At 34.4% G+C, this 19570-nt stretch carries 31 protein-coding genes; 27 read left to right on the forward strand and 4 right to left on the reverse strand.

The features are described from left to right. Position 1 precedes the first annotated feature (1 nt). The 14 genes from D0817_RS19825 (at position 2) to D0817_RS19885 (ending at position 8653) form a co-directional block, all read left to right on the forward strand. Positions 2-1360, forward strand: a complete 1359-nt coding sequence (locus D0817_RS19825; RefSeq protein WP_127340102.1) for a PcfJ domain-containing protein — start codon at positions 2-4, stop codon at positions 1358-1360. 18 nt (positions 1361-1378) lie between these two features. Then, on the forward strand, positions 1379-2494 hold the full coding sequence (gene dnaN, locus D0817_RS19830; RefSeq protein ID WP_127340103.1) for a DNA polymerase III subunit beta: 1116 nt from the start codon (positions 1379-1381) through the stop codon (positions 2492-2494). Positions 2495-2540: 46 nt separating this feature from the next. After that, positions 2541-3203, forward strand: coding sequence for an HNH endonuclease signature motif containing protein (locus tag D0817_RS19835; RefSeq protein WP_127340104.1), 663 nt, complete (start codon positions 2541-2543; stop codon positions 3201-3203). Further along, on the forward strand, positions 3200-3631 hold the full coding sequence (locus D0817_RS19840) for a hypothetical protein (protein WP_127340105.1): 432 nt from the start codon (positions 3200-3202) through the stop codon (positions 3629-3631). Before D0817_RS19835 ends, D0817_RS19840 begins: the two co-directional genes overlap by 4 nt. Before the next feature lie 78 nt (positions 3632-3709). Further along, positions 3710-3841, forward strand: coding sequence for a hypothetical protein (locus D0817_RS26440; RefSeq protein WP_262708233.1), 132 nt, complete (start codon positions 3710-3712; stop codon positions 3839-3841). Next, complete coding sequence (locus D0817_RS19845; RefSeq protein ID WP_127340106.1) at positions 3841-4110, forward strand: hypothetical protein; 270 nt, start codon at positions 3841-3843, stop codon at positions 4108-4110. Before D0817_RS26440 ends, D0817_RS19845 begins: the two co-directional genes overlap by 1 nt. Beyond that, entirely contained in the window at positions 4103-4651 is a 549-nt protein-coding gene (locus D0817_RS19850; protein WP_127340107.1) for a hypothetical protein, read from the forward strand. Before D0817_RS19845 ends, D0817_RS19850 begins: the two co-directional genes overlap by 8 nt. Beyond that, the gene (locus D0817_RS19855) at positions 4648-4872 is read left to right on the forward strand and encodes a hypothetical protein (protein WP_127340108.1); all 225 of its coding nucleotides are present in this window, start codon (positions 4648-4650) and stop codon (positions 4870-4872) included. The genes D0817_RS19850 and D0817_RS19855 overlap by 4 nt, the downstream gene beginning before the upstream one ends. 45 nt (positions 4873-4917) lie before the next feature. Continuing rightward, positions 4918-5385, forward strand: coding sequence for a hypothetical protein (locus D0817_RS19860; protein ID WP_127340109.1), 468 nt, complete (start codon positions 4918-4920; stop codon positions 5383-5385). Between the two features lie 105 nt (positions 5386-5490). Beyond that, the gene (locus D0817_RS19865) at positions 5491-6705 is read left to right on the forward strand and encodes a phosphoadenosine phosphosulfate reductase domain-containing protein (RefSeq protein WP_127340110.1); all 1215 of its coding nucleotides are present in this window, start codon (positions 5491-5493) and stop codon (positions 6703-6705) included. Continuing rightward, positions 6702-7076, forward strand: a complete 375-nt coding sequence (locus D0817_RS19870; RefSeq protein ID WP_127340111.1) for an ASCH domain-containing protein — start codon at positions 6702-6704, stop codon at positions 7074-7076. The genes D0817_RS19865 and D0817_RS19870 overlap by 4 nt, the downstream gene beginning before the upstream one ends. Before the next feature lie 3 nt (positions 7077-7079). Then, on the forward strand, positions 7080-7322 hold the full coding sequence (locus tag D0817_RS19875; RefSeq protein WP_127340112.1) for a hypothetical protein: 243 nt from the start codon (positions 7080-7082) through the stop codon (positions 7320-7322). A 40-nt stretch (positions 7323-7362) separates the two neighbouring features. After that, positions 7363-8247 (forward strand): hypothetical protein, encoded by an 885-nt coding sequence (locus D0817_RS19880; RefSeq protein ID WP_127340113.1) that lies wholly within the window; start codon positions 7363-7365, stop codon positions 8245-8247. 172 nt (positions 8248-8419) lie between these two features. Then, positions 8420-8653, forward strand: a complete 234-nt coding sequence (locus tag D0817_RS19885; RefSeq protein ID WP_127340114.1) for a hypothetical protein — start codon at positions 8420-8422, stop codon at positions 8651-8653. Here the strand turns inward: D0817_RS19885 and D0817_RS19890 are convergent. The 3 genes from D0817_RS19890 to D0817_RS19895 form a co-directional block, all read right to left on the reverse strand. After that, on the reverse strand, positions 8642-8848 hold the full coding sequence (locus tag D0817_RS19890) for a hypothetical protein (protein ID WP_238160913.1): 207 nt from the start codon (positions 8846-8848) through the stop codon (positions 8642-8644). The two genes, D0817_RS19885 and D0817_RS19890, sit on opposite strands and share 12 nt — an antisense overlap. A 91-nt stretch (positions 8849-8939) precedes the next feature. Next, on the reverse strand, positions 8940-9110 hold the full coding sequence (locus D0817_RS25730) for a hypothetical protein (protein ID WP_161568450.1): 171 nt from the start codon (positions 9108-9110) through the stop codon (positions 8940-8942). Positions 9111-9155: 45 nt separating this feature from the next. Beyond that, the gene (locus D0817_RS19895) at positions 9156-9470 is read right to left on the reverse strand and encodes a hypothetical protein (protein WP_127340115.1); all 315 of its coding nucleotides are present in this window, start codon (positions 9468-9470) and stop codon (positions 9156-9158) included. A 149-nt stretch (positions 9471-9619) separates the two neighbouring features. Between D0817_RS19895 and D0817_RS19900 the strand changes: the two genes are divergently transcribed. The 6 genes from D0817_RS19900 to D0817_RS19925 all read left to right on the forward strand — a co-directional run bounded on the left by D0817_RS19900 (position 9620) and on the right by D0817_RS19925 (position 14342). Then, the gene (locus D0817_RS19900) at positions 9620-10225 is read left to right on the forward strand and encodes a terminase small subunit (protein WP_127340116.1); all 606 of its coding nucleotides are present in this window, start codon (positions 9620-9622) and stop codon (positions 10223-10225) included. 403 nt (positions 10226-10628) lie between these two features. Then, complete coding sequence (locus tag D0817_RS19905; protein ID WP_127340117.1) at positions 10629-10847, forward strand: hypothetical protein; 219 nt, start codon at positions 10629-10631, stop codon at positions 10845-10847. A 17-nt stretch (positions 10848-10864) separates the two neighbouring features. Further along, positions 10865-11203, forward strand: coding sequence for a hypothetical protein (locus D0817_RS19910; RefSeq protein WP_127340118.1), 339 nt, complete (start codon positions 10865-10867; stop codon positions 11201-11203). Then, positions 11200-11427: a hypothetical protein gene (locus D0817_RS19915; RefSeq protein ID WP_127340119.1), complete on the forward strand. Its 228-nt coding sequence runs from the start codon at positions 11200-11202 to the stop codon at positions 11425-11427. The genes D0817_RS19910 and D0817_RS19915 overlap by 4 nt, the downstream gene beginning before the upstream one ends. A gap of 12 nt (positions 11428-11439) precedes the next feature. Beyond that, a complete protein-coding gene (locus D0817_RS19920) occupies positions 11440-12909 on the forward strand; it encodes a phage terminase large subunit (protein WP_127340120.1) in 1470 nt (489 codons plus the stop codon). A 2-nt stretch (positions 12910-12911) separates the two neighbouring features. After that, positions 12912-14342, forward strand: a complete 1431-nt coding sequence (locus D0817_RS19925; RefSeq protein ID WP_127340121.1) for a phage portal protein — start codon at positions 12912-12914, stop codon at positions 14340-14342. Positions 14343-14344: 2 nt separating this feature from the next. Here the strand turns inward: D0817_RS19925 and D0817_RS19930 are convergent, their stop codons facing one another. Further along, complete coding sequence (locus D0817_RS19930; RefSeq protein WP_127340122.1) at positions 14345-14839, reverse strand: hypothetical protein; 495 nt, start codon at positions 14837-14839, stop codon at positions 14345-14347. 116 nt (positions 14840-14955) lie between these two features. Between D0817_RS19930 and D0817_RS19935 the strand changes: the two genes are divergently transcribed. The 7 genes from D0817_RS19935 to D0817_RS19965 are packed head-to-tail and all read left to right on the forward strand — an operon-like array spanning position 14956 to position 19547. Beyond that, positions 14956-15621 (forward strand): hypothetical protein, encoded by a 666-nt coding sequence (locus D0817_RS19935; RefSeq protein ID WP_127340123.1) that lies wholly within the window; start codon positions 14956-14958, stop codon positions 15619-15621. Between the two features lie 27 nt (positions 15622-15648). Continuing rightward, a complete protein-coding gene (locus D0817_RS19940; RefSeq protein ID WP_127340124.1) occupies positions 15649-16047 on the forward strand; it encodes a hypothetical protein in 399 nt (132 codons plus the stop codon). Between the two features lie 3 nt (positions 16048-16050). After that, on the forward strand, positions 16051-17325 hold the full coding sequence (locus D0817_RS19945) for a major capsid protein (protein ID WP_127340125.1): 1275 nt from the start codon (positions 16051-16053) through the stop codon (positions 17323-17325). A gap of 4 nt (positions 17326-17329) precedes the next feature. Then, positions 17330-17908, forward strand: coding sequence for a hypothetical protein (locus tag D0817_RS19950; protein WP_127340126.1), 579 nt, complete (start codon positions 17330-17332; stop codon positions 17906-17908). 2 nt (positions 17909-17910) lie between these two features. Continuing rightward, positions 17911-18429 (forward strand): hypothetical protein, encoded by a 519-nt coding sequence (locus D0817_RS19955; RefSeq protein WP_127340127.1) that lies wholly within the window; start codon positions 17911-17913, stop codon positions 18427-18429. An 18-nt stretch (positions 18430-18447) separates the two neighbouring features. Beyond that, the gene (locus tag D0817_RS19960; protein WP_127340128.1) at positions 18448-19323 is read left to right on the forward strand and encodes a hypothetical protein; all 876 of its coding nucleotides are present in this window, start codon (positions 18448-18450) and stop codon (positions 19321-19323) included. Next, a complete protein-coding gene (locus D0817_RS19965; RefSeq protein WP_127340129.1) occupies positions 19323-19547 on the forward strand; it encodes a hypothetical protein in 225 nt (74 codons plus the stop codon). Before D0817_RS19960 ends, D0817_RS19965 begins: the two co-directional genes overlap by 1 nt. Positions 19548-19570: the final 23 nt, after the last annotated feature.

Here is a 19570-nt window from a genome sequence, read left to right on the forward strand (position 1 = left end):
CATGAAACCAAAAACAAAATTACAGCAGGAGGTTTGGAATATTCATAATAAGCTTTCCAAACCTTTAGAACATAGACCTTTTGTTATTTCAAAGCATGATTTTTACTACACCACTCACTATAAAAATCTTATTTGCTTGGAATGTAATCACAGCTGGAAACCGGAAGTTAATTCTAAAAAGAGCGTTTCAAATGTGATTTGTCCTTCGTGCAAAAGGAAGGTAAAACAGCTTACAATTTATAACGGTCAGTTTATTAGAATACTAACTTACTCCGTAATTCAGCTTGTGGATAGATTTCAGGTCATGAGATATTTTTCATGCTGGAAAATAATGCATAAAAATAAAAAACCAGTATATAAATTCCGAGATCTATTTGAAGAATGGACGGAATACGATAAAAATAAGAGTGTAGTAATTGGTTTAAATACCAGCTGGTCCGGTGACGGATTTAGTTTGTCGGATTACGAAGTACGGTACAATAACCCAAAGTATGGTCCAAGTGAATATGATCGCTTTATATCTGATCTTAATTGTCCTGGAGCAGAGTTTCATCCAAGGTTTAAAAAATACGGTCTAGGTGTAGATTTTCATAATTGTGATTATCGCTTATTACTTAGCAAGCTTGAACGAAGCTCACAAATTGAAACGCTACTAAAAGCGAAACAAAAAGAACTTTTGTTTTATGCAGTACATAAAGATGAACGCTACTATTCGTATTGGTCGCAGATAAAAATATTGCTACGACATAAGTACAAAATTAAGGATGCCGGTATTTGGTACGACTACTTAGATTTGTTGAAATACTTCAATAAGGATATTCGTAATCCTAAAATCATCTTGCCAAAAAATCTCAAGAAGGCACATAATGAATATGTCGTAAAAAAGCAAAAGCGCATCGATCAACAAAATGCCGAACGCGAAGTTAAAAGGCAAGAAAATGAACGGTTACGAGCCGAGGCAGAGACTGCATTAAGAAACATTAAGGCTGAAGTATTTAAGAACTTTTCATTAAAAAATGATAGATTAATTATTGTACCGTTGATTGATGATGATGATGTTAAGGAAGAAGGCAGAATTTTAAAGCATTGCGTTCACACAAATAACTATCATAAAAAATCGGGAATATTGTTAATGTCAGCTCGAATCGACGGAAGCCCCCTTGAGACAATTGAGATCTCACTAGCTTCTTATTCAATTATTCAATGTCGTGGTTTAGATAATAAACCAACGGAATATCACGATCAGATAATTGATCTAGTAAGAAGGAACATGGGTAAGCTCTCTCGATTAGTGGAAAAGCACAAAGACTTAAAAGAAAAAGACTCAATATTAAAAAATCTGCAACATAGTGCAGCATAAACTTAAAAATTAATTTATATGAACATAATCCTAAACAGTAAAAATTTACTCGAAAAATTATTGATTTTAAACGGCGTTATTAATTCGTCAAACACGCTGCCAATATTGGACTGCTTTTTATTCGAAATTGACGAAAATAAATTGAAAATAACGGCTTCTGATCTGGAAACTACCATATCATCTATACTTGAAATTACCTCACCAGACAAAGGATCAATTGCGGTACCTTCAAGAATGCTGATTGATATGCTAAAAACATTTCCAGAGCAGCCGCTTCACTTTTCTGTATTGGAAAATAGCACAATGGATATTATTTCATCATCGGGAATTTATTCTATCGCATATTCTCCAGCAAAAGAATACCCTACTGCAGTATTAGTTGAAGATGCTCAAACAGCCAAAATAAATTCAAAAGTATTGGGAAAAGCAATTAGCAAAACAGTCTTTGTAGCTGGAATAGATGATTTAAGGCCCTCAATGACCGGTGTTTTATTTCAGTTTTCGCCTGCCGGATTAAATTTCGTTGCAACGGATGCTCACAAATTGGTGAGGTACCAGCGAACAGATATAACCTCATCAGAAGAAATTGATTTTATTGTTCCTAAAAAGCCTTTGAATGTTTTGAAGGGAATCCTTTCTACATTGGATATCGAAGTTGTTCTTTCATTCAACCAAACCAATGCGATTTTTACTTTTGGAGATTTTGTTTTGATATGTCGTTTAATTGACGCTCAATACCCTAAGTACGAAAATGTAATACCAAAAGATAATCCGAACAAAGCTTTAGTTGATAGGGACTCTTTTTTAAGTTCAGTTAAATGTGTTTCTATTTTTTCTAACAAAACCACTCGCCAAGTAGTTTTAAATTTCATCGGTAACGAAATACAACTTTCAGCCGAAGACGTTGACTACTCAAACAAAGCAAATGAGCGACTTAATTGTAGTTTCCAAGGAGAAGACACTAAAATCGGATTCAATGCAAAATACCTTGCTGAATTAGTGAGCAATTTAAGTTGTGATAATATAAATTTTGAATTCTCTCTGCCGCAAAGAGCAGCGCTTTTAATTCCGGCTGACGGTGAATCAGAACATGAAAATCTTCTCATGTTGATTATGCCAACCCTTATTTCTTAAACTATTCAATCGGGATCTTAAAAGTCCCGGTTTTTAATTCGATATCATGGCAAAATTTAGAAGAACACCGGAAGGATTAACAACGTTGACTCCTGAACAAGATATTTATATTAATGAAAATTACCTCATCGTTCCAATAAAGACAATCGCTCGAAATATTGGAAAAACCAGCGATCTGGCAGTTAGAACTAGAATGACCCAGTTGGGCTTGATTGTTCCTCCAGAACTTTCAGCAGCAAGAAAAAAGGAAGGAATGTTTCGTAAAGGTTCTGTTCCTGTTAATAAGGGTAAAAAGCAATTTGAATATATGTCTCCTGAACAAATTGAAAGAACTAAAGCAACCCGATTTAAAAAAGGAAGTTCGCCTCATAATACGTGTGAAAAAGATGGCGTAATACGTATTAGGACCGATCATAAGGACAGGAACGGCCGACAGTATAAATGGATCCGAATTTCCCTGGGAAAATGGAAACAATTGCATGTTTATAATTGGGAATTAAAAAACGGAAATGTTCCTGAAGGCTCACTGGTAACTTTCAAGGATGGCGATTCATTAAATACAGAAATAGAAAATTTAGAATTGATTACAATGGAGCAAAATATGCTTCGAAATTCAATACAAAATTATCCGGAAGATATGAAAGAAATCATGTTGCTTAAAGGTCAGATAAAACGCCAGATTAATAAACATAAAAAAGATTCCAAATGAAAGATAAAATTAACATCGAACTTAATAAAATCATCGGAAAGTCATTTAATTATAATGGAGAGGACCTTTATTTTGAAAGATTCAAGGAAATATCGACTGGTAAAATTTGTGTTTTTACACATAAGAGTACGCTTCATTTTTATGAATCTGAGATAGAAGGTTTCTTGAAAAATCTTACAGATTGCAAAGTTGAAAACTTTAGGGAAAAGGCTTTGGTTTCACAAAACACAAAGGCTCTTTCCGGATATACACCTTCTGCCGAGAATGTTGAAATGAAAGCAACACTAATGGAAATGCTCGCTAAAGTCAAATCAAATCCCAATGCTATTCCTCAAGCAAAAGCAACTTGCGATATAGTCAACACTATGATCAATATACAAAAAACAGAGCTTGACATGATTAAGATGGTTTCTGATAAAAATAAGTAAAACGAGATTTAATCTTTAATTAAAATTTTAAACCGCCCGTAATTGGGCGGTTTTTTATTAACCCAAAAAACCAAGATCATGTATACAGCATTAGCAGTTATCGGAATATCGTTCATTATTGTCACGCTATACATTTTATGCGATACAATAACAGAAGCTTTGAGTGAAGGAAAGCCCTTTGCCAACAATGAATTAAAAGGATTTAGATAATGGACTATTTAAAAGAAGAATTTGAAGGAATGGAAATGCCGACATGCTGCCAGAAATGTGAAGAATGGTTTGATCTGCATACCGGTGTTCCCTCAAAAAAATGGTTTCCAAAAAGTACAATTTGTGAAAATTGCGGTGAGTTGGAAGATGATGAGATTGATCTGGATGAAGAAATTGCAGATTTAAAAGAGACAATTTCCGAGGCCGAAGATTCTATTTCAACAGCAAAGGCAAGATTGAAAGAACTTAAAGCTGAGGGTCATGTCTAATATAAATAAGCCAATATGCACGAAGGTTAGTTACGGTTCTAAACAATTTGCGGATGAAGACATAAAGCGAATTACTAAAAAAAGCACCAGGACAAACGTTCCTATTCGAAGTTACCTATGTACAAAATGCAATACGTGGCACCTGACCCGGAGAGTTGATTTCGCAATTACGATCGAAACTCTTACAGAAAAAGTAAAAAAGCAAAAGGAGTTTATCAATAACCTGAAAGTCCGGATTAAAGCTTACGGATCTGAATATGATGCGGTAGTCCTGGAAAGAGATAAATTAATTGTCGAACGCTCAGGATCTAATAATTCAGGGAGCAAAAAAAACAAAGCAGAATATCAAGCCGAGAAATATTACACTCTTCTAACTAAACAAAACGAAGAAACTAATTATTTGTACGATGAGATAAAAGCAATTCTCCCTGAGCATCAGTTCCCGGAATTTCAAGAAAAGTTCGAATTGTGGAGAAAAGAAAACTGGGAACTACCGCTAAAAAGTAAATTAAAGTCAATGATTAAAAAGGAAAAATCATGAGTTGGATATCAGTGAAAAATAGAAAACCTCTAACCTATAAAACAGGAAACTGGGACGGAAAGAATAGCGACCTTGTCTTGTGTGAGGATAAAAACGGAAATCATCATATAGCACTTTTTTGCGATGGTTTCATGGACGGATCACCTTTTGAAAACTGGTATGATAAGTCAGGCTTTGATTTAGATGTTGAAATAGTTCGCTGGATGGAAATTCCGGTATAAAAACCAAAGTAATCGAATTCGAAAAAAATTAAATTTAAGTCAATTATGGAAAAATTAATTTCAAATACTGCATATGGAATTGAAGTGGCAGAAATGGTAGTCAATGAAAAGTTGTCTATTGAAGAGGCATATTTAAAGTGCTGCAAATACGATCAGTTTCTAAGCCAAAAAGTAACACTTGGAATATTCGTTCCAGCGAAACTTGTTAACGGAGAGTGGGTTGTTTTGACAGAGCCTAAAGGTATTAAGTGTTGTGCAGGAATATCCAATGATTGTGACTGTAGAGGGGATTTACAATATGATTCAGAAGAAATTTACGAATACCAGGAAGCAAAAGAAAGTGTATTGTTTGAAGGTTTTGCATTTAATAGAGATTCTGAAGATTATTATTTTCTAGTTAGAGATGAATGTTACATGACCCTAATTAGAAAGAATCACAATGATGATATTGAAAGCTTAATAGGTCGAGATTATAATTTAACAGCAACCGCACAAAAACAAATCGGATTATGAAAAACGAATTATACGACATATATGATATGAGAGTTGCAAGAATCCTTTGGTTTTTGATAGGATTCATTTCGGGATCAGTTTTAATCTTTTTAATCAAGTAATTTTATGAAATCTCAACTTAATATTTTTGGTACGGAGCCAATAACTGTGGCTGAAAGCATTGAATTAACCATTGCTAGTTTAATTCAGTACGGATCACTTCATAAACATTGGGCAATGGCATGGAGTTGGGGCAAAGATTCGACCACTTTAGTAACCCTTGTTGTGCAATTGATCAATACAGGTCAGATTCCGGTTCCGGAGACGCTCACGATCTTTGCCGCCGACACAAGAATGGAACTTATTCCCTTATGGCTATCTGCTCAAGTTTTGAAAAAACAACTGGAAGAAAGAAATGTAAGAGTTGAAATTGTGACTGCTCCAATCGATGAAAGATTTTTAGTTTACATTTTAGGCCGGGGAGTGCCGCCGCCATCAAATACTTTTAGATGGTGTACCGGCCAGATCAAAGTTCAACCTATGGAAGTTGCCCTTCAGAAATTTATAAAGCAGAAGGATGAAAAGATTTTAATGCTTACCGGTGTTAGACTTGGAGAAAGTGCCGTCCGCGATCAAAGAATTAATACTTCATGTTCCAAGGACGGTGCAGAGTGTGGTCAAGGTTGGTATCAATCCGGATTGCAAAATGATTTATGCTCGACACTCGCACCTATTCTTCATTGGAGAGTTTGTAATGTATGGGATTGGCTTAAAGTATTTGCCCCAATGCCAAAGTACGGCGCATGGAGCACTGAGCTATTAGCTGATGCTTATGGAGGTGATGAGGCTGAAGAAATAAACGCAAGAACAGGCTGTATCGGATGTCCATTAGTTGAGAAAGACAAGTCACTAGATACAATACTAAAAAATCCAAAGTGGCAATATCTTGAACCATTAAAAGGATTGAAGGTGTTGTACAGAGAAATGCGACTTCCTAAACATAGGCTTCGGAAAAATGGAAACGAGCGTAAGAAGGACGGTTCTTTAGCTAAAAATCAATACAGAATGGGACCTCTTACACTTGAAGCACGATTGTATTTTTTAGATAAAATATTAAAAATTCAGTCTGCTGTCAACTTAAATGCTAATTTAGCAGGAATGCCGGAAATAGACATTTTAAATGTTGAAGAGATTTTTCGAATCCGAGAATTGATTGAAGCAAAGCAGTTTCCAAACAAATGGAATGGGGATGAATTAAATGCTTCAGTACCTCAGGAAGATATTATGTATTCCGACGGATCTATTTTACAAACACTATTTAAAAACCATGATATATCATGAAAGCACTATCTGTGAAACAACCATATGCTCAGCTAATTGTTGAGAATATAAAAGATATAGAAAATAGATCTCAAATGACCACTTTCCGTGGTAAGGTATATATTCATGCGTCCTTAAAATGGCATGATAGACTGAGAGATGATTCATTATATACTGACGATCAATTCAGAAATATAATAACAAAATTATTTGCTAAAGAAGATCAAAAAAACCAAAACAGGTTTTTTAAACCCGGTGGGTTAGATAATTTAAAGGTAGGTGCTATTATTGGACATGTAGATATCATTGACTGCGTGATTGGGCATTCATCAATTTGGGAAGTATTGCTTCCGGTTATGCTGCAGGAAGCAAAGGAAAATGAAAATATATAATCGATGCTTACCAGATCACAAAATCACAGTCATTTCTGGACCGAAAATAAAATAGTCTACGAAAGCTATAATACAATTCGAGGACTTCGATTTAGAGAAGTAGCTATTTTATGGTTCTTTTACCCAGATCATCAGAAATTAACTCAGCCAATGCTTAATTACCTCAACAAACGATTTGAATCTAAACCGGATGAAATCGAAGTTTATCCGGATGAACCTCAACAAGATCAATTATCACTTTTTTAAAATTAAAACCCCGATTGCAAGGTAAATTGCTACAAAAATTATGAAAACAATTATTAAGAGTTCTGTTATTTTGGTAGTTTTCACTATCTTATTATTTATTATAAACTCGGTCTTCAATGTGGTTTTTTATGATAATTATTTACACAACAATCTGTTTTTAGGTATTTTAATGATAATTGGAACGTCGCTTTTGACTACTTTTATTGTTTACAATTTCAAGCGTTTCTGGAGATTATTCACTTTAATACTGATTTTAACCTTACAAAGTTGTAACTACGCAAAATCTAATCAACAAGTTGTTATTTCTGAAGATTGCGGAATGAATTGGAAATTAATTAATTCAGGTGATGCGGTTCCAAAAGGGGGTTTGAATATGTGTTATATGAAAGTTGTAATCCCAAACTATCCAATGCAGGGAGAAAGTAAATTTATATCAAATCTAAAAGATCGCGTTAGAGCATCAGTTCATGTGGATTATGATTATTCTATCACGGATCCATTAGCGTTTATTAAACAAGCAAAGTATCTTGGAAAAGCAAACACCTCAGCAGATAGCACGGAAGCATTGAATGATTCTGCATTTGAAGGCGCTGAAAATATGGTTATTGATAAACGAATTAAAGATGTTGCAAAAAGAATATTTTTAAATGAAGATATGGTTGAACTTGATCAATCTGATATTGAAGCTAAGCTTCTTGATGAATCAAATAAAATTTTAGCTCCTTTGGGAGTATATTTAAACTTCATCACGCTTACTTTTGATTTGGATGAACAAACTAGACAGGCAATTGACGTGTCAACTGCAATGAAGATATATCAAAGTAAAGGCTTAGAAGAAGTAGGAAAACAAGTGATGATTGAACGTGCCGGCGCAACAAAAATTATTGTTGAGAATAAAACTGAAACAATACCTGTAAAAGACTAATTAATTATCTTGCATTTTTCGTATTTCAGTATTTTTAAGATCTCTTTAAAATAAGCACCTGAGTTAACTTCTTACACAGGCTGGAGACAAAAAAATGTTACAATTAATAACGCTATGATTTTACCAATTCTGATTGGTTTTGCATAATTTTATCGCTTTAAAATTGTACAGGATGGATCTTTCAAAATACTTCGACCGTATACCTGAGATAGATAAAGCTAATGCGGATTATCAGGAAGCTCTTAAAAAGCTTTTTAAGAAGGAGATAACACTAGATGAGTGCATGAAGTTTAAAGAGGCTGTATCGTACGCGTGCACTAAATACGGTAGAGTGTATTCAGAAACGCATCCGGATACAGCGGAAAAGATTAAAAAAAATATAAGCGAAAAAGATTTACTTATCTAAATTCTGAGTTTGCTTTTTAATAAACGAAACAAGATCCTGGTAATTCTTTTCATTGAATGAATGTCTTTCATTCTTTTCATTCTTTTTGCTCTTAAAAGTGTCATAGGTAATTCCCATGGCTTCAGCAGCCTTAACGCCGGTAATCCCGAAATCTTCCAACACCTTATTTATTTTGTCAATGGGTTCCATATTCATTTTATTATTACATTTACTGCAAATTTAATTATTAAAATTAAATTTCGTTTCTACAAAACGTAAAACCTCTCTTTCGAGAGGTTTTTTTTAGTTAAATTGATTCGATGTATAATATAAGTTCAGCAATTGTTTTAAATGTAATCGGAATTAAAATATCCGATACAGAAAGCATTAAATCACCTCCTTTTGTAAAAGCTATGAAATGTATTTTTTCGTTGCTATCTACTAAACTTTGAATTTCTTTGTAAGCGTCTTCTAACATGATTTTTGATTTAAAAGGCGGTTTTTACACCGCCTGTTATTGGTTTTAAAGTAATTTGAAGTGTTGAGTTGATAAAAAGTGCCACTTCTTAACACCTTTGTCATTTTCAATTTGGAATCTTTGATTATCAACTCTCAATATTTCGTAGTCTTTATTTCTTGTAAAACTACTTGCTGAGTGTTTGAAAATACATTTAACAAAATCCCCAGGCTGCGGTTCGTTTTCCCTGTCTAAGCGTCGGTATACCCTAACTTGTTTAAATTCTTCGATTTGCCTAATCTCTAACGCTTCTAATCTAACTTGCTCATGATACGCGTTCACAATTTCAAGAGCTTTCAAATAAACTTCATTTGTAATCATTGTTTTAAATTTTAATTGTTAATAATAGATTCATTTCTACCCTACAAATATACGACACTTTTTGGTATCGTAAAGCGTTTTAACAAAATTTAACATATTATATTATAAAATAATATTTATTGCTACTTTTGTTGAGTAATATCCGGACCATGAAAACAAATAATTTGACTATTCGACAGGAAGCTTTCGCCCAATCCTATATTAAATTAGGTATAGGTGCCGCAGCTTACAAAGACGCCGGTTACTCTTATAAAAACAAAACTGACAAAACAATACATGAGGCTGCATGTAGATTGCTGAAGAATAGCAAGGTGGCTGCAAGGATAAAAGAACTGCAATCAGTAGTTGCTGACATTGCCGATAAGGAATTTAAGATCACCTCAGAGGAGATGCTTCGACATCTTAACATTCTCCGAAATGCCAGGATCGATGAGTTTGTCGAGTTTAAAGAGGTGAAGGTTCCTGTATTTAATAGGCAGGGTAAAAAGACTGGATATACTTTGGAAACAAAGCTTTCCTTCAAAGCGTTCGATAGATTGACTGAGCAACAGCTTATGTGTATTGAAGGGATTAAGCATACTAAATACGGCATTGAAGTTAAATTACATGGAAAGGAGTGGTCCATTGAAAAGATCAATAAGCACATTGGGTTCTATGAAAAGGACAATGAGCAAAAAAACAAAGTTTTGGATATTTCAAGCCCGGATGCACGCGAAGCACGTATTGCTGAGCTGATCGCTAAGGCACAAAAATAGTGTTCATAATCACTTCATTAAAAACTAACATATTATGCTAATAAATAATAAAATATGTTAGCTTTGTATCTATGAAACAAATAAAAATTATCTGTATTGCAATCATCGGGATAATGGTTACAACGGTCTCCAAAACCGTAGATAAGGGTTCGAATCCTTCACTTTCCACAAATCATTTTAAACATAATTCAATGTTCACCCTGATAAGCCAGGACATAGAACCACTCGGGTTGGAAAGGCTCGTTAAATCATTCTGTGATACGTGGATTATTGGGTAATAAAATTGGGCACGTAGACAATCTGGATCGTGTAGCGTTAAGGTAATGATGTTTAAATCCATTATGATCTTTATAAAAAACCAGATGGTTCATTGCTTTTAAGTTTAAAATAAACACCAAACATCATGATAGAAATTGTAAACGGCCGGGTATTCGTAGAAGGAAAAGAAACTGTTGATCCGGCTTTAATCGGATATGCTGTATTGGATGAAGCTGAAAAAGGTAATTTTATAATTTGTGCAGAATCTGAACTTAAGCAACTTATAACAAATGTTCACGATTCATCTTTTGCAGCGGGTCAATACTTAGAAAAAGGTTTACAGTCTTTAATTAACCCAAAATAAAAATATTTAAGCTAAATATGAAAATAGTAAAACATAAACTGAAAGTTTATCATGGATATTTAGTGGTAATAATATCTAAGGACTTGAATAAAGTTGCTAATAAATATAATTTTCCAGACGCATCTAAATACGCGGCATTTACTTTCGAAAAATGTGTCGATAATGTCGATAGTTTCTACATAGTATTAGATGAGAAAAATATTCAATATGACATAATTGCTCACGAAGTTGTACATCTAGTAAATTATATTTTTGATTCGCATGGATGCCAATTAGATTCAAAAAATGATGAACCACAAGCGTATTTAACTGGTTACATTTTTAATAAAATACTAAAGACAATTAAAAAGGCATGAAAACAATCATAAACAAAATAAAGGCCTACTTCAAACAAAGAAAGCTACGTAAAGAATTAAGAAGACAAACTATAAATAGAGTTGTTGAAAATTATGAAGCGCTGATCAATGAGCTTAGATTGATCCAGGAAAATAAAAGCAAACTATATCGCAGTCAAAGAGAATTTGTTCAATTAAGAATTAAGCACCTTATTTCAAAGGGCCATATCCAAGTAAATAAATAATAACCCGATTGAATGCCATTAACCGATGCTGAAATATTAGAGCTGGAAGATCTTTTGAAAGCGAGAGATATTGATATGTCGCGCGAAAGACTTACAAAGGTTGGTGATGAAACAAATCCAAATTACAACCTTCTTTTTAATGCTATTCAGGACCAAAAATATGAAGTTGTTGATGGTAAACACGAATTAGTTTCCGGATATCGTGGTGCCGGCCTAGAGGGATCTTCTCGTTCGGGTAAAACATGGTCTGGAATTGATATTATAATTTGGCTATGCCTATTTCATGAACCTGACGGTTGTACAATCAATATCTATCGTGAAACGTACAATGAATTCAAAACCACGTTATATGATGACTTCAAGCGCCGTCTTGATGATTATGGACTGCCAAATAAGTTCAAAGATACTGACGAGATTAAAAGCTTTAAGATAGGCAACAGTAAGATTTACTTCATAGGCGATGGTAAACACGGTGGAGGATGTGATTATGCATTCTTTAATGAGGTGATGTTCATTAAAAAGTCGGTGTTTGATCAGGTAAAGATGAGGTGTCGCAAATTCTGGTGGGCAGACTATAACCCATCATTTACTGAGCATTGGTTTTTTGATAGTGTATTGGCCCGTCCGGATGTTGCTTTCCTTAGAACAACATTCAAAGACAATAAATATATTTCTGCTCAGGAACGAAATGAGATTTTAATTACGGAACCGTGGAAGCCTGGTTCATATATTGTCAAAGATGCAGTAGTTCAATGCTACAACAAATTAATAGGCAAAGTTGAACCATTATCACCAACGAATCAGCCAGAACCGCATCCGGATAATATTCGAAATGGTACAGCCGATGAAAGCTACTGGAGAATTTATGGTTTAGGGCTGAGAGGAGCAATGAAAGGACTGATATTTCCATTCGTTACATGGATTGATAAGTTTCCGGAAGACAAGGCGCCTATATATCCAAATGACTTTGGATTTACAACGGATCCTAACACGCTTGTGAGGTATGCAGAAGATGAGCACAACATTTGGATTGAGCCATTGAGTTATGAACCAATAGAGACACCAGAGGCGCTTTCCTTACTGCTTGATAGTTTAGGCATTGATAAAGCAAAAGATATTATTCCTTGTGATTCTGCTGATAAATATACCGGAGAGAACAAAGGTACTGTTGAAATGGTCAAAGGGCTTAAGAAACAAGGTTTCGTTAATGCCTTCAAGATAAAAAAAACAAAATCGGTGATGTTCTGGCTTACTTCAATGAAGAAAAAGAAGATCCATATCGTTAAGAACCACTTGTACAAAGCAGCTTTAAAAGAACAGCAAAATTATAAAATGCGTGAGATTGCCGGTATCGCCATCAATCAACCTTTGGATAAATTTAATCACATGTGGGATAGTGCAAGATATGGGCATATCGCGCATAATTCACCATCAATTACACTTGAATCAACGCCAGAATCAATTAACAATATAAATTATTAATCATGGAAGAAGAATTCTTATTACTATTAAAAACGGAACCGGATAAGGTCATTGCCAAAATTAAAGAGCAATCTAAAGATAGTGCCAAAATTTTAGCCTATCAGAAAGAATATAAAGAGCACGATCGAACCATCCGAGATTCTCAGGTCGGAAATATCCAAAAAGACAAAACTGTTGGATTGGGCGAAAAAGCAAAACTGGTAAGAGCTGTCAGAATACCTATTGACTATCAAAAAAAGATCGTTTCTACAGCTACAGCATTTGAGGTCGGTAAACCGGTTACATTAATTCCATCTGAAATAAATGATTTGTCTGAGCTTATCAGTATGATATGGAAATCAAACCGTATAGATTCCTTATTACAAAAACTCGTTTCTCTGAAGAAAGCCGAAACACAAGGTGCTATACAGTTTTATATATCTGAGTTAAAAGACAATTCACTTTTTGGAAAGATATTGAATTTCTTAAAACTTAAATCCCAGGCCAAGGAAATTAAATCAAAGTTACTTGACAATACAAAAGGTGTAATGACGCCTTATTTTATTGGGGATGACATGATCGCATTCATGTGGGAATATAAGGCCAAAAACAGCGAAGGTAAAGAATTAAATCATGTTGAAATTTGGGATAGCCTGAATTATCACTATTTAAATGATTCAAGCGGTAAGTTAGCCTATATTGAAAATCCAATTCCACATGGTTTTGATAGAATTCCAATTGTCTATGTAAACCAGGATGAGCCGGAATGGTTCGTCGTTCGTGAACTAATTGATAGATACGAAACTTCATTATCAAAGTTAGGTGGGTCAAATGATTATACCGCATATCCATTGCTTCAAATATTTGGTGAGGTAAATTCATTCCCTGAAAAAGATGATTCTGGAAAGGTCTTGCAATTTCCAATCAAAATTGATGATGAAGGTAAGCAGATCCACGGAAAAGCTGAATTTCTTACGGCAGATAATTCTGCTGAAAGTGCAAAACTTGAATTCGACAGTGTAAAGGATTTGATTTATTCTATATCGCATACTCCAGATCTTTCATTTAATAATCTTAAGGGAATGGGAGACGTTTCCGGCGTAGCATTAAAACTTATGTTTTTAGATGCCGTTATTAAATCGACTATAAATGAAGGGGACAACCGAACTATGATCGAAAGAATTTTGAATATTATTACTTCTGGTATTGTAAAAACAACAAATACAAACCTTGTAAAATTTTCTCTAACACTTTTTTATGAAGTGGTTTTCAATTCTATAATACCTGATGACGTTAAAACCGCTACAGATATTATTACATCGCTTAAATCAGCCGGCTTATTATCAACTGTTACTGCAATAAAGCTACTCGACATCGTTGAAAACCCAGAAGATGAGGTTACTTTGATTAATGCGGAGGTAGCAACATTAACTAAAGTTCCTGAGGTTGTTTAAAATTATAAATGAGAATGTATAATCATGACATTTGAAGCGAATGTTTTTAACTGTTGAATTGTGCATTCTCTTTTCATAGAGTTAGCGAGATCTGATATAATTTGAATGTTTCCTTTTACATATCCCTTGTTATTTTCAATTCTATCAATTGAAGGATTACTTATAGTCTTACCTTTTCCAACATTTCTAGTTAACTTAATATTTAAATAAGGACACATTTCCGGAATGACAATATCCGAAATATCGAGATCAAAATCTAACCCTCTTTTTTTTGCATATGATTTCGATGCTAATAACATATTTTTTTCATAATTGTTGTTTCTAAATCTTAATGAGGCAGCTCTTCTATATTCTTTAGAATTATATGATTTACTAAAATCCTTTTGCCGTAACCCGGCGCATGACTTGCATGTTCTTGCTATTCCATCACTGCAAGTAACTGATTTATAATAATCAGAGATTTCCTTTTCTATTCCACATTTTTTACACTTTCTCATAAGTAATTATTTATGAGCAAATATACAATAAATTTTTCTTCTATTTAGAATGATTATAAATAACGTAATAATTTTTACATTTGTTTCTGTAAAAATGTACAACTAATTATTTCAACATGGCAGTAGATAAACTAAAAGTGATCGCAAGACTTAAGGCATTATTTCCTAAGGCTAATCTATCACAAAAAAGGTTAGACGCATTTGCGGATAAACTTTCTAAAAAACCAGCTGATGATGCTGATGATGCAGCTATTGATGCTGTGATCAATGACTTTAATGATGTTATGAGTATAGAGGATATCGCCAGATATGATGATAGAACTCGAACACTTGAAGCTGAAAAACAAAAGGCAATCGATGAAGCACGTAAAAAAGCTGGATTGGATCCTGAAAAAAAGGAAGATGATAAAGTTGAACTACCGGACAACACACCAGACTACGTGAAAGTGATCATGGGGAAATTGGACAGCGTAACAACAGAATTGGAATCCATTAAAACGGGAAGGGTTACTGAAACAAAAAAAGCATCGGCCGCGGATCAATTCAATAAATCTGAAATCTTAAAAAGGATTCCGGATAGCGTTAAGCCAAATTGGATTAATCGAATAGATGTTACTTCTGAAGTTTCTTTTGAAGACCAAATAAAAGGTCTTGAATCGGAATATGGGGAATTGGTTCAGTTATCTGCTGACACAAATCAATATGCACCTCCTGCCGGAAGTGGAAATCCTACTGACGTAAAAGTTGATGCTGCAGTTGTTGAAAGTATGCTTAACATTTAAAATTGTTTAACCTAAAAATTTAAAATCATGTCGGGAACTACCGCAAATTTAAATAATACCGGAGATAATTTCGATACTGGAAACGACAGTATTGTAATTGTTTCAAACCTGGAGACAATTCCAGGCGGTAAAACATTGGATACTACAGGCTTTACGCCTACAGTTATTCCAGCCGGTCACGTAGTTATTGAGGAAACTTCAACAGGTATTTTGAAACCTATGCCAGTTACCGGAGCTAACTACGCAGCTCTACCAGCAAGTCACACATACAAAGGAATTGTTATTTCAAGCGTTTTAACAACTAAACCTTTTGTGGGAATCATGGTAAGAGGATCTGTGAACAAAAACGCTTCAAAATATGGTATTGCCTCGATTCTTTCGGCTTTAGCAACTGCCTTACCACTAATCAGATTTACAAAAGACTAAGCCATGAATCAATCATTATTCGTACAGTTTATTGCTTATTTCAAAGCAATTGCAAAAACCATTGAAGAAAAAGTAAATGGTAAGAAAACAGAGTTGACATACCTGTATAAAGAGATGTTGACCGAAGAATTGAGCGTTGATTTACAGTGGAAAAGTTTAACTGTAAACTCAAACATTGTTGCTGCTGATGTTGTTGCTTTAGATTCAGCATTACCATTAAAGAAAAGAGATTCTTTCGGTGCTGCATCTGGAGATATTCCAAAAATGGGAATGAAACTACAACTCACAGAAAAACAAATGACTGACATTGATGTGTTGAAAGCACGTAATGTTGAAACTGCTGTTTTAGTAGATAAAATTTTTCAAGATCAGGTTAAGTGTACAATGGGAGTTCATGAGAAACTTGAATTCATATTCTTGCAAGGTTTATCAACTGGTGTTGGACTAGTAGAAGATGAGAACAATGTAGGGACTGGTGTTCGTGTTGATTATGGATATCTATCCGCAAATAAATTTGGAGCATCTGTTGTATGGTCAGATCCAAACTCTAAACCAATTGATGATATCAACCGTATTAAAAAGATTGCTAGATCAAAAGGCGATGTAGTTAAGTTGATGTACATGTCAGATACTGCGTTCGATAAATTCGCAAGTAATCAACAAACAAGAGAGCAATATGCATTCTCTCAAAACTTTGTTGGTTCCGCTATTCCTGTTCCAGATATTGAACAAGTTAACTCAATGATGCAACGTAAGTTCGGTTTATCAATTGTTATTGTGGACAGAACCGTTACAACTGAACGTGATGGAGTTAGAACCGTTAACACTCCATGGGCGGTTAACAATATTATTTTCTTAACATCGCCTAAAGTTGGAAAGCTTGCTTACGGTATTCTGGCTGAGGAAACTCGTAAATCACCTAAAGTGATGTATGAGAAATCAGGTTCGTTTATTCTATTGAAAAAATGGAGTACAGAAGAGCCATTCGCTGAATTTACATCTTCTCAGGCTTTAGTTCTGCCAGTAATTAACAATGTATCATCAATTTATTTATTGAATTCTGAAGAAGCTGTTGCCGATTCACAAACAGAAGGTGATGCAAATTTTAATTACAAGACAATTAATTATACTAAAACGTCTGTGATTTCAGCAATCAATTTAGCAACTGGAAAAGCAACCGCAAAAGCTAATAATACTGATGTAACACTTCAGAAATACATCAATGAATTATCTGACGAGCAGGTATTGGTATTTGAAGCAAACATTGTAGCGGCGTAATTCTATGTACAGTCAAGAATCTATAGATGCATTAATAAACCGCATTGGTTGGTCCGATTTATCATCGGGCCTGCCATTTGTGTTATCTGTTGAAAACTTAACAGCTAGTTCTGGAAAGAAATTCAATTGGTATCATTCATTAGTCTTGGTCGATAATGTTTATGCAGCTGTTCCGGAAGTCGAAATGTCTGAATTAAGTTTCAATGCCTATTTAAGTGATATTAGAAATCAGGCTGTTTTAAGCGTTCTTACTTCTATTCTTGATACTTATGTTGATTACGATCCTGCAACGGATTACTCTATAATCATTACAGAAAGATCAACACTTTTTGATGATTCAATTGGTTACTCAGTGGCTATTAAAATGATTGAATTATTCATTTCTACCACCAGATCAAATTTTAATGAGAGAAGTGCAAAAATGACTTATCAAACTTTGAAAGTTGAATTAGAAGGTGCAAAAAATGACAATGGCCATTTTGTAGCAAAAGGAATTGTTTACAAGTTGGAGCAATCTATTAAGAAAGCCCAAAAAGTGATATTTCCTTATAGAATTTTGGTTAATGATGGTAACGCCTGGTAACTATGAATTATACAGTAACAAGTCCGAAAGGTATTGATAAAGAAATCCAACTGATTCAGACTTCATTGTTTGATAAATTAGGCTGGACGCCTATTGATGTATTTGGTAGAGTTCATAAAAACATTTCAAAAGAAAAAGGCTTAGTTCCTGAGTTCTATGTAGGAAAGAATGAATACAAAGATGTGTTTACAAATGATCTTAAATCGGCAAATGTATTCTTCATCGATAATGACGAGCATACCACTACAAATAGAATTTTCTATTACAGTGAGGTTAAAATAGTGTTTATGGTTGATCTAAAAAAAGTAAAGCCGGCTATTGCTCATCGTGCTGATATGGAAGTTGAAATTGACGCTTTAAAAGTAGTTAAAAGACATAGAATGTTTGAAGTTGATGGCTTTGAAAAAGGAATTGAAACTGTATTTAAAGGTTTTAATATCGATCATGTAAAGCTTCTAAATATTCAACCACATCATGTGTTTGCTATTACAGGAAAATTGAAGTACAAAATTAATTGTTAATTAAAAAAACACAACATCATGGTTTACCAAGAATGTAAAAACAAAAAGAAGGCCAAAAAGAATACTGGTGCAAAAGAGCAGTGTCTTGAAGGGCTTACAATAAAAACGGCGGCCCACGTGCCAGGATTCTCGTTTGAGTCAATTGAAGACGCAAAAGACAAAACTAAATGGGATGATGCAGTAGCATTAAAGAAAATTATTCCTTTATATGAAGTAGAGGAATTAGCTTCAGCAAATACAGAAGATACCAACTTCGAAGGACGTAGAAGACAATATCGTACTGCATCAGGTAAAAAAGTTTCAACCTATAATAGCTTTTTAAGTTTATGCTCTCATTCTGCTATAAAAACTTATGATGGTGATGAGGTTGGATTATTTGAATTTACCGAAGATGGAGCAGTAAAAGGTGTTATCAATGATGATGGATCTGTAAAAGGTCAATCTGTTGTAATGAACGTTGGTAAACGTATCGACGCAACAGCCGATAGACCGCCATCCACACAAGTAACCATCAACTACAAAGATTTTAATGAATTTGAAGATGATGGTGCAATTTTCCGCCCGGAAGGTTGGGGAGCAGATGATATATACGGAATTTTTGACGTTACGTTAAATCAAGTTTCTGCATCTGCATCTGAAATAAAATTCACCGCAGCATCTGGTTGTGCCGGAGGAGATGAGCAAATCACTTCTTTGCTTGCTGCAAACGTAGTTCTAAAAGATCTTACTGGTGCAACTGAATCAGTTTCTTTCGTAGCTGCTGATGCTGATGACATATACACTATCACAGGAACTGGTTTTGCTGATGGTTTCACTCTTGGATTAAATGGTGTCGTAACTCAGACGGGTACTTCTTACGAGTCACCAACTCCATTAATAATTGAATTAGACTAATGGCTAATTACAAAGGGATAGAATTTGCAGAGGGCTATAATAAGTCCTTTGCAGATTTTAAAAACGAGTTTGCTTCTACACACGTTTTTAAGGCGATCCCATCCGGTGAAAGAGAAGCGGAACTTAAAAAAGCTCACAAAATCGCAACCAATGGCAACATTTCAGGAACAGCTGGCAAGGGCAAGGAAACTGAAGCCGAAAAGTCTGGAGATAAATCTATATAAGTTCATAAGAAGTATAGAGAAAG

The organism is Flavobacterium cupreum, assembly GCF_003996965.1.
GTDB classification, from domain to species: Bacteria; Bacteroidota; Bacteroidia; order Flavobacteriales; family Flavobacteriaceae; genus Flavobacterium; species Flavobacterium cupreum.

Bases quoted from the DNA above. Each gene is read 5' to 3' on its own strand.
- D0817_RS19825 (WP_127340102.1), top strand. From the start codon at position 2: ATGAAACCAAAAACAAAATTACAGCAGGAGGTTTGGAATATTCATAAT.
- dnaN (WP_127340103.1), top strand. From the start codon at position 1,379: ATGAACATAATCCTAAACAGTAAAAATTTACTCGAAAAATTATTGATT.
- D0817_RS19835 (WP_127340104.1), top strand. From the start codon at position 2,541: ATGGCAAAATTTAGAAGAACACCGGAAGGATTAACAACGTTGACTCCT.
- D0817_RS19840 (WP_127340105.1), top strand. From the start codon at position 3,200: ATGAAAGATAAAATTAACATCGAACTTAATAAAATCATCGGAAAGTCA.
- D0817_RS26440 (WP_262708233.1), top strand. From the start codon at position 3,710: ATGTATACAGCATTAGCAGTTATCGGAATATCGTTCATTATTGTCACG.
- D0817_RS19845 (WP_127340106.1), top strand. From the start codon at position 3,841: ATGGACTATTTAAAAGAAGAATTTGAAGGAATGGAAATGCCGACATGC.
- D0817_RS19850 (WP_127340107.1), top strand. From the start codon at position 4,103: ATGTCTAATATAAATAAGCCAATATGCACGAAGGTTAGTTACGGTTCT.
- D0817_RS19855 (WP_127340108.1), top strand. From the start codon at position 4,648: ATGAGTTGGATATCAGTGAAAAATAGAAAACCTCTAACCTATAAAACA.
- D0817_RS19860 (WP_127340109.1), top strand. From the start codon at position 4,918: ATGGAAAAATTAATTTCAAATACTGCATATGGAATTGAAGTGGCAGAA.
- D0817_RS19865 (WP_127340110.1), top strand. From the start codon at position 5,491: ATGAAATCTCAACTTAATATTTTTGGTACGGAGCCAATAACTGTGGCT.
- D0817_RS19870 (WP_127340111.1), top strand. From the start codon at position 6,702: ATGAAAGCACTATCTGTGAAACAACCATATGCTCAGCTAATTGTTGAG.
- D0817_RS19875 (WP_127340112.1), top strand. From the start codon at position 7,080: ATGCTTACCAGATCACAAAATCACAGTCATTTCTGGACCGAAAATAAA.
- D0817_RS19880 (WP_127340113.1), top strand. From the start codon at position 7,363: ATGAAAACAATTATTAAGAGTTCTGTTATTTTGGTAGTTTTCACTATC.
- D0817_RS19885 (WP_127340114.1), top strand. From the start codon at position 8,420: ATGGATCTTTCAAAATACTTCGACCGTATACCTGAGATAGATAAAGCT.
- D0817_RS19890 (WP_238160913.1), bottom strand. From the start codon at position 8,848: ATGAATATGGAACCCATTGACAAAATAAATAAGGTGTTGGAAGATTTC.
- D0817_RS25730 (WP_161568450.1), bottom strand. From the start codon at position 9,110: ATGTTAGAAGACGCTTACAAAGAAATTCAAAGTTTAGTAGATAGCAAC.
- D0817_RS19895 (WP_127340115.1), bottom strand. From the start codon at position 9,470: ATGATTACAAATGAAGTTTATTTGAAAGCTCTTGAAATTGTGAACGCG.
- D0817_RS19900 (WP_127340116.1), top strand. From the start codon at position 9,620: ATGAAAACAAATAATTTGACTATTCGACAGGAAGCTTTCGCCCAATCC.
- D0817_RS19905 (WP_127340117.1), top strand. From the start codon at position 10,629: ATGATAGAAATTGTAAACGGCCGGGTATTCGTAGAAGGAAAAGAAACT.
- D0817_RS19910 (WP_127340118.1), top strand. From the start codon at position 10,865: ATGAAAATAGTAAAACATAAACTGAAAGTTTATCATGGATATTTAGTG.
- D0817_RS19915 (WP_127340119.1), top strand. From the start codon at position 11,200: ATGAAAACAATCATAAACAAAATAAAGGCCTACTTCAAACAAAGAAAG.
- D0817_RS19920 (WP_127340120.1), top strand. From the start codon at position 11,440: ATGCCATTAACCGATGCTGAAATATTAGAGCTGGAAGATCTTTTGAAA.
- D0817_RS19925 (WP_127340121.1), top strand. From the start codon at position 12,912: ATGGAAGAAGAATTCTTATTACTATTAAAAACGGAACCGGATAAGGTC.
- D0817_RS19930 (WP_127340122.1), bottom strand. From the start codon at position 14,839: ATGAGAAAGTGTAAAAAATGTGGAATAGAAAAGGAAATCTCTGATTAT.
- D0817_RS19935 (WP_127340123.1), top strand. From the start codon at position 14,956: ATGGCAGTAGATAAACTAAAAGTGATCGCAAGACTTAAGGCATTATTT.
- D0817_RS19940 (WP_127340124.1), top strand. From the start codon at position 15,649: ATGTCGGGAACTACCGCAAATTTAAATAATACCGGAGATAATTTCGAT.
- D0817_RS19945 (WP_127340125.1), top strand. From the start codon at position 16,051: ATGAATCAATCATTATTCGTACAGTTTATTGCTTATTTCAAAGCAATT.
- D0817_RS19950 (WP_127340126.1), top strand. From the start codon at position 17,330: ATGTACAGTCAAGAATCTATAGATGCATTAATAAACCGCATTGGTTGG.
- D0817_RS19955 (WP_127340127.1), top strand. From the start codon at position 17,911: ATGAATTATACAGTAACAAGTCCGAAAGGTATTGATAAAGAAATCCAA.
- D0817_RS19960 (WP_127340128.1), top strand. From the start codon at position 18,448: ATGGTTTACCAAGAATGTAAAAACAAAAAGAAGGCCAAAAAGAATACT.
- D0817_RS19965 (WP_127340129.1), top strand. From the start codon at position 19,323: ATGGCTAATTACAAAGGGATAGAATTTGCAGAGGGCTATAATAAGTCC.